Source organism: Streptomyces sp. NPDC015171 (assembly GCF_043079545.1).
GTDB lineage: Bacteria > Actinomycetota > Actinomycetes > Streptomycetales > Streptomycetaceae > Streptomyces.
The window spans coordinates 982,924-990,142 of sequence record NZ_JBIBUO010000001.1 but is presented as its reverse complement, the minus strand read 5'-3'; the positions used below and the strand labels follow the sequence as shown (position 1 = coordinate 990,142).

Here is a 7,219-nt window from a genome sequence, read left to right as displayed (position 1 = left end):
AAGCGGGAAGCCTGCTTCGAGATGAGTATTCCCACCTCCTTGAGAGGGTAAGGCTCCCAGTAGACGACTGGGTTGATAGGCCAGATATGGAAGCCTGGTAACGGGTGGAGTTGACTGGTACTAATAGGCCGAGGGCTTGTCCTCAAATGCTCGCGTCCACTGTGTTGGTTCTGAAACCACGACTAGCCCCATGCAGGTCACGCATGGTGCGGCTTGTCAGTTTCATAGTGTTTCGGTGGTCATAGCGTGAGGGAAACGCCCGGTTACATTCCGAACCCGGAAGCTAAGCCTCACAGCGCCGATGGTACTGCAGGGGGGACCCTGTGGGAGAGTAGGACGCCGCCGAACAAATTTTGAGAAAACCCCTGTACCGGTATCGGTACGGGGGTTTTCTGCGTTCCGGGTGTCGTGTCCTCTAGGCTCGGTCGTATGCGTTATGACCTGGTCATTTTCGACAACGACGGTGTCCTCGTGGACAGCGAGCCCATTTCGAATCGGCTGCTGGCCGCCCAGCTGACGGAGCTGGGGCACCCGACCTCGTACGAGGAGTCCATCCGGGACTACATGGGATCGGCGATGCACCGGATCCACGACCTGGTCCTGGAGCGGACGGGGCAGCGGCTGCCCGAGGACTTCGACGAGGTCTTCCACGCCCGCGTGTTCGCCGCGTTCGAGCGGGAGTTGCGGCCCGTGGCCGGGGTGACCGAGGTCCTGGAGAAGCTGGCCGCGGACGGGGTGCCGTACTGCGTGGCCTCCTCCGGGAGCCATGCGCGGATCCGGGTGGGACACCGGACGACCGGACTCGACCGGTGGTTCGACGAGGACAGGATCTTCAGCTCGGAGGACGTGGGGCGGGGCAAGCCGGCGCCCGACCTGTTCCTGTACGCCGCCGAGCGGATGGGGGTGGCCCCCGAGCGCTGTGTGGTCGTGGAGGACTCCCCGCTGGGCGTACAGGCCGCCGTGGCGGCCGGGATGGACGTGTACGGGTTCACCGCCATGACACCGGCCGCCAGGCTCGCGGACGCCGGCCAACTCTTCTCCCGTATGGGCGAGTTGGCTGACCTGCTGATATGACCCCGGTCGGGCGCCCGGGCTGACATTTGTCATGCGGACCTCCGGACGATCGTTTCTACTGCCCGCCCCCGCCCGAGCGGGAAGCTGAGGGCATGACGAAGAACACGGGGACCCAGAACCGGCAGCCGAGCGCGATCGAGAACATCAAGCCGCTGCTCGTCGATGTGGCGGTGCCGCTCGGTGCCTACTACCTCTTCAAGGACGCCTTCGGGCTGAGCACCTTCTCGGCGCTCGCCTGGAGCAGCGTGGTGCCCGCGGCGCGGACGGTGTGGAGCCTGGTCAAGGAGCGGACGGTCAACGGGCTGGCCGGTCTGATCCTCGTCGTCAACGTCGTCTCGCTGGTGCTGAGCTTCGTCTCCGGCGACCCGCGGCTGATGCTCGCCAAGGACGGCGCGGTCAGCAGCACGGTGGCGATCGGGGTCCTGGTCTCGGTGGCGCTCGGCAAGCCGATGATGAGCGCCGGCATGAAGCCCTTCCTGATCAAGGGCGACGCGGCACGGGAGGCCGCCTGGGAGCGGCTCGCATCGGGTGCGGCGGCCGGCTCGGCGGCGTTCCTGCGCAAGGAGCGGCTGTTCTCCCTGGTCTGGGGCGGGGCGCTGCTGCTGGAGTGCGTGGCCCGGGTCGTCGGCGCCTACACCGTCCCCGTGGACACCATGGTCTGGCTGGGCGGGGTCATCATGGCGGTGGTGCTGACGGCCACGTTCGTGGTCAGCGGCGGGGTGGCCGCTGAGCCGATGGGACGGATGATCACCGCCGAGACGGAGGCCGGGACCGGCACCGAGGCGGAGAGCGTCGTCGGCGAGGTCGGGAGCGTCGTCGGCGGGGCCGGGCGGACCGCTGCGGCCGTGACCGCCTGACCGGAGCCGGACGGGCGGGGGTCCCTGAGCGGGATCCCCGCCCGGACGACCGTCGGTAAAGCTGAGGGAAATTCATCTTTGGCTGGATCTACCCACAGGTAGCTCGGGGCCCTACTCTCGCCGCCATGACTGATGTGCTGCGGCGCGGTAGGGCCTCGCTGGCGTTCGGCTTCTTCGCCCAGGGCGCCGCCTTCGCCCTGCTGGTGACGCGTATCCCGGCCGTCCAGGACCGGTACGGCGTCTCCGACGCGCTGCTCCCGGTCTTCCTGGCCGCCGTGCCGATCCTGGCCGGCGTGGGCAGCGTGACCACCGAGCAGCTGGTGAAGCGGGTCCGGCCCAGCCGGCTGCTGCGCTGGTCCCAGCCGGTGGTGCTGCTGGCGTTGCTCGGGGTGGGGGCGGGCGGACCGGGCGAGGTGGCAGCGCTGGCGGTGGCGCTCGGCGTCTTCGGCCTTGCGGTGGGGGCGCTGGACGCGTCCATGAACATGCTCGGTGTCAGCCTCCAGCGGTCGTACGGGCGCAGCATCATGCTCAGCTTCCACGCGGCCTACAGCCTGGGCGGGATCGTGGGGGCCTCGCTGTCCTGGGCCGGGGCGCACTGGCATCTCGCGCTCTGGGTGTCGTACCTGCCGGTGGTGGCCGTGCTGCTGCCGGCGACGCTGACGGCGAGCCGGTGGTACGTCGACGGGGGCGGGGTCGCCGGGTCCGGCGGGGAGGAGCCGGGCGGGGGCGGGACCCTGGTGTTCAAGCTGCTGCTGCCGCTGTGCCTGGTGATGACCTTCGCCTACATCGGGGACTCGACGGTCTCCAACTGGAGCGCGAAGTACCTGAAGGACGTACTGGGCAGCTCGGAGCAGCTGGCGACCGTGCCGTACAACGTGTACATGGTGACCACGCTGGTGGGGCGGACCCTCGGGGACCTCGGGGTGCGGCGGTTCGGGGCGGTGGCGGTCGTCCGGGCCGGGGCGGTGGTCGCGGCGGGCGGGTTCGCGGTGGTGGCCGCGGCGCCCGGCGCCTGGGCCGGGATGCTCGGGTTCACCCTCCTGGGGCTGGGACTGTGCGTGCTGGTGCCGCAGACCTTCGCTGCGGCCGGGCGGCTGTTCCCGGGAGCCTCGGACGCGGCGATCGCGCGGCTGAACATCTTCAACTACGTGGGCTTCCTGATCGGCTCCCCGCTGGTGGGCGCTCTGGGGGACGGCTGGAGCTACCGCGGGGCCATGCTGGTGCCGATGGTGTTGGTGCTGGTGACGCTGGCGTACGCCAGGTCGTTCGCCACTCAACCGGACCGATACGGTGGCGGACATGAGCGGCCGCGCACAGCTGATGTGGGACGAGGCAGTAACGGGCTATGACTTCGGCCCGAGCCATCCGATGGATCCGGTCCGGCTGGATCTGACCCGGCGCCTGGTCGGTGCCTTCGGTCTCGACCGGGAGCTGGCGGTCGTCGCGGCGAAACCGGCCGGCGACTCGACGCTCCGGCTGGTCCACCGGGAGGACTACATCGACGCGGTGAAGGCCGCGTCGGCCGATCCGGCGGGGGCCGACGGGGCGTACGGCCTCGGGACCATCGACGATCCCGCGTTCGCCGGGATGCACGAGGTGTCCGCGCTGATCGCGGGGCAGTCGGTGGGCGCGGCCGAGGCGGTGTGGCGGGGGGACGTCGACCACGCCGTGAACTTCGCGGGCGGGCTGCACCACGCGATGCCGGGCGGGGCCTCCGGGTTCTGCATCTACAACGACGCGTCGCTGGCGATCGCGCGGCTGCTGGAGCTGGGGGCCGAGCGGGTCGCCTACGTGGATGTCGACGTGCATCACGGGGACGGGGTCCAGGCCGCGTTCTGGGAGGACCCCCGGGTGCTGACGATCTCGCTGCACGAGCATCCCCGTACGTTGTTCCCGCAGACGGGGTGGCCCGAGGAGACCGGCGCCGGAGCGGGCGAGGGCGCCGCGGTGAACGTGGCGCTGCCGGCCGGGACCGGGGACGCCGGGTGGGTGCGGGCGTTCCACGCCGTGGTGCCGGAGCTGCTCGCCGAGTTCCGGCCGCAGGTGATCGTCTCCCAGCACGGGGCCGACACCCACTTCGAGGATCCGCTGGCGCATCTGGCCGTCTCGCTGGACGCGCAGCGGGCGGTGCAGGTGGCGTGCCACGAGCTGGCGCACGCGTACGCGGACGGGAAGTGGGTCGCGTTGGGCGGGGGCGGATACGCGGTGGTGGACGTCGTACCGCGCTCGTGGACGCATCTGGTGGGTATCGTGGCCGGGCGGCCGGTGGCTCCGGAGGCGATGATCCCCGAGGCGTGGCGGCAGGAAGTGTTCGCCCGGACCCGGCAGTTGGGCCCGCGGCGGATGACGGACGGGCGGTGGCCGGTGGAGTACGGCGCGTGGGAGGCCGGGTACGACCCCGCGGACCGCGTCGATCAGGCCGTGCTGGCCACCCGGCGGGCGGCGTTCCCGCTGCGGGGCCTGCTGCCCTGAGACCGCTCTCACCGGGCCGTCCCGGACGCACGGGGTGACACCCCCAGGGCTACCCATTAGGCCAACCGTGCGGATTTCCCCTTGTTTCCGCCCTGCCCCTCCCCCCAATGGGCCACCATCGCATCCGTGTTGACCGCCGACCGTCTCCGCGCGCATCTGGTGGCCGTTCGGCTGGCCGGGGTCGTGGCGACCTCGCGGGAGGAGAGCCTGCGGAGTTATCGGCTCTTCGCCGCCCGGGATCCGCGCGTACTGCTCGGGATCGACCCCGAGGGCGTCTGGGGCTACCAGGAGCTGATCGGGCTGATGGCGGCGAAGTGCGGGGTTTCGGCCGACCCTCGGTACACAATCGGACCGGATGTGATCGATCCGGAGCGGACTCTGGCCGCATTGGACGCTTTCGCCGGACGGATCGGAGCGGCGGCCCGGCGCGGTGCGCCCGTGCTGCTGGGTACCGGGCACCCGCAGCGGCTCCTCGGGTTCTACGCCGGCTTGGCGGACGCGCTGTCGGCGGCGGGATGTGAGGTACTCACACCGGCGCAGGGTCACTGTGTCGACATATTGACCCGGTTCGGTCTACGCACCCATCGTCTCGACTACGTACGAGGGGTTGCCCTGGTGCGGGAAGCGGCGAGCGAGCGCCCCGGTTGTGAGCCGGGTGCCCACAGCCACTCGCCGCTCCCGGTTCGGGTCGCGCTGGAGGCCGCGGCGGAGGCCGGCGGGCCGCTGCCCGAGCTGGTGATCGGGGATCACGGCTGGGTCTGCGGCGCAGGTCAGCTGGGGTTCGAGGCCATCGGTCTCGCCGACACCGACGATCCCGCGCTGTTCGTGGGGGAGGCCGAGGGGCGGGTGGCCGTCGTCGTTCCGGTTGATGACGCAGTGCGGTCTAGTTACTACCTGCCGCTGATCCGCTACGTACTCAATCGAGCGTGTCTGTCACAGTAGGCCGCCGATGGGTGCACCTCTTCCCCACTCGCATCACACGCACCTAGTCTGGGGAGTGAGCACGCAACGACGAAGAGTCACCGGAAGGGGAAGCCGGTGGCCGTCGAGTGCGGAAGGTTCAGGTGTGTCATGGCTGCAGCTGGCGAGAGGCCTCTGAACGAGGTTCAGTTCCTTACCGTGGCGGAAGTCGCCTCGGTGATGCGAGTGTCGAAGATGACCGTGTACCGGCTGGTGCACAGCGGTCATCTGCCCGCTATCCGGGTCGGACGTTCGTTCCGTGTCCCGGAACAAGCGGTACACGAGTACCTCCGCGACAGCTATGTGGGGGTGGAGACAGCCTGACGGCGACCCCCTGGTGACCAGGGGGTACCCCCTCGATTACGACCTCGGCGCTCGGTTGGGTAGGCTAGCCCCTCGTAGGTCGTGTGGGCCCATGGCGCCCAAACAACCGAGTGATGAGAAGTGAGCGAGGGTAGTCGTGGGCTCTGTTATCAAGAAGCGGCGCAAGCGGATGGCCAAGAAGAAGCACCGCAAGCTGCTCAAGCGCACGCGCGTTCAGCGTCGCAACAAGAAGTAGTCCGGTCCCCGCGTCAGCGGGGATCCACCGGACTGCGCGACGCAGCGAGAGCGTGACCCTGTGGCCTCCCACCAGTACTGGTGGGAGGCCACAGGCATATACCGATGGGGGAAATTCCGTCACCTCGCGCATCGGGGGTCATCACAGCGCAACGTCGACCGGCTAGGTTGGCCGCACACGGGAACGCGGGATACCGGTTACGCGGAAGGAAGGCGCTGATCTTGGGAAGGGTCGTGCTCGTCACCGGAGTGGCCCGGCAGCTGGGCGGCCGGTTCGTGCGGCGGATCCAGCGGGACCCGGAGGTCGACCGGGTGATCGCCGTGGACGCGGTGCCGCCCGCGCACCATCTGGGCGGGGCCGACTTCATCCAGGCCGACATCCGGCAGCCGACCATCGCCCGGGTGCTCGCCGAGACGGGCGCCGACACGGTCGTCCACATGGACGTGACGGGCACCGCCCTGGGGGGCGGCAGCCGGGCCACGGTCAAGGAGACCAACGTCATCGGCACCATGCAGCTCCTCGGTGCCTGCCAGAAGTCGCCGGCCGTACGGCGCCTGGTGGTGAAGTCCAGTACCAATGTGTACGGGTCGGCACCGCGTGATCCGGCCGTGTTCACCGAGACGACCTCGGCCAAGTCGCTGCCCAGCGGTGGCTTCGCGAAGGACGCCGTCGAGGTCGAGGGGTATGTGCGCGGGTTCGCACGGCGGCGGCCGGACGTCGCCGTGTGCGTGCTGCGCTTCGCCAACATCCTCGGCCCGACCGCCGACACCCCGCTCGCCTCGTACTTCGCGCTGCCCCTGCTGCCGACCGTGTTCGGCTACGACCCGCGCCTGCAGTTCGTGCACGAGGACGACGTCATCGAGGTGCTGCGGCTCGCCTCGCACGAACCGCGCCGGGGCACCCTCAACAGCGGCACCTTCAACATCGCCGGGGACGGTGTGCTGCTGCTCTCCCAGTGCTCCCGGCGGCTCGGGCGGCCCACCGTGCCGCTGCTGCTGCCCGCGGTCACCTGGGCCGGCTCCCTGGTCCGCACGCTCGGTATGACGGACTTCTCGCCGGAGCAGATCCGGCTGCTCACCCACGGGCGTGTGGTGGACACCGTCCAGATGCGCGAGACGCTGGGCTTCGTGCCCCGCTACACCACGGCCGAGACCTTCGCGGACTTCGCGCACGGCCAGGGCCCGGGGCTGCTGCCGCCGGAGGGTCTCGCGGGAGCCGTCGACCGGATCGCCGCGCTGACCGCGAGGGCAGCCGGCCACCCCCAGACGCACAGCGCCAACTGAGGAGAGCGGCAACG

The 7,219-nt window shown here is 70.0% G+C and carries 8 protein-coding genes and 2 rRNA genes; all 10 read left to right on the top strand.

Annotated features, from left to right (window positions below):
- Nucleotides 1–144 (top strand): 23S ribosomal RNA (locus ACF073_RS04585); the annotation flags it as partial.
- An 87-nt stretch (nt 145–231) separates the two neighbouring features.
- Nucleotides 232–348: ribosomal RNA gene (rrf, locus tag ACF073_RS04580) — 5S ribosomal RNA — on the top strand.
- 81 nt (nt 349–429) lie between these two features.
- Nucleotides 430–1,074, top strand: coding sequence for an HAD family hydrolase (locus ACF073_RS04575; protein ID WP_392066814.1), 645 nt, complete (start codon nt 430–432; stop codon nt 1,072–1,074).
- Between the two features lie 92 nt (nt 1,075–1,166).
- A complete protein-coding gene (locus ACF073_RS04570; protein ID WP_392066813.1) occupies nt 1,167–1,931 on the top strand; it encodes a VC0807 family protein in 765 nt (254 codons plus the stop codon).
- 125 nt (nt 1,932–2,056) lie between these two features.
- The gene (locus tag ACF073_RS04565; protein ID WP_392066811.1) at nt 2,057–3,280 is read left to right on the top strand and encodes an MFS transporter; all 1,224 of its coding nucleotides are present in this window, start codon (nt 2,057–2,059) and stop codon (nt 3,278–3,280) included.
- Nucleotides 3,231–4,403 (top strand): acetoin utilization protein AcuC, encoded by a 1,173-nt coding sequence (locus ACF073_RS04560; protein WP_392066809.1) that lies wholly within the window; start codon nt 3,231–3,233, stop codon nt 4,401–4,403. The genes ACF073_RS04565 and ACF073_RS04560 overlap by 50 nt, the downstream gene beginning before the upstream one ends.
- Nucleotides 4,404–4,529: 126 nt before the next feature.
- Nucleotides 4,530–5,345, top strand: coding sequence for a phosphatase (locus ACF073_RS04555; RefSeq protein ID WP_392066807.1), 816 nt, complete (start codon nt 4,530–4,532; stop codon nt 5,343–5,345).
- A 129-nt stretch (nt 5,346–5,474) separates the two neighbouring features.
- Nucleotides 5,475–5,687 (top strand): helix-turn-helix domain-containing protein, encoded by a 213-nt coding sequence (locus ACF073_RS04550; protein WP_121791081.1) that lies wholly within the window; start codon nt 5,475–5,477, stop codon nt 5,685–5,687.
- 136 nt (nt 5,688–5,823) lie between these two features.
- Complete coding sequence (locus tag ACF073_RS04545; RefSeq protein ID WP_003948845.1) at nt 5,824–5,922, top strand: 30S ribosomal protein bS22; 99 nt, start codon at nt 5,824–5,826, stop codon at nt 5,920–5,922.
- Nucleotides 5,923–6,143: 221 nt separating this feature from the next.
- A complete protein-coding gene (locus ACF073_RS04540; RefSeq protein ID WP_392066805.1) occupies nt 6,144–7,205 on the top strand; it encodes an NAD-dependent epimerase/dehydratase family protein in 1,062 nt (353 codons plus the stop codon).
- Nucleotides 7,206–7,219 lie beyond the last annotated feature (14 nt).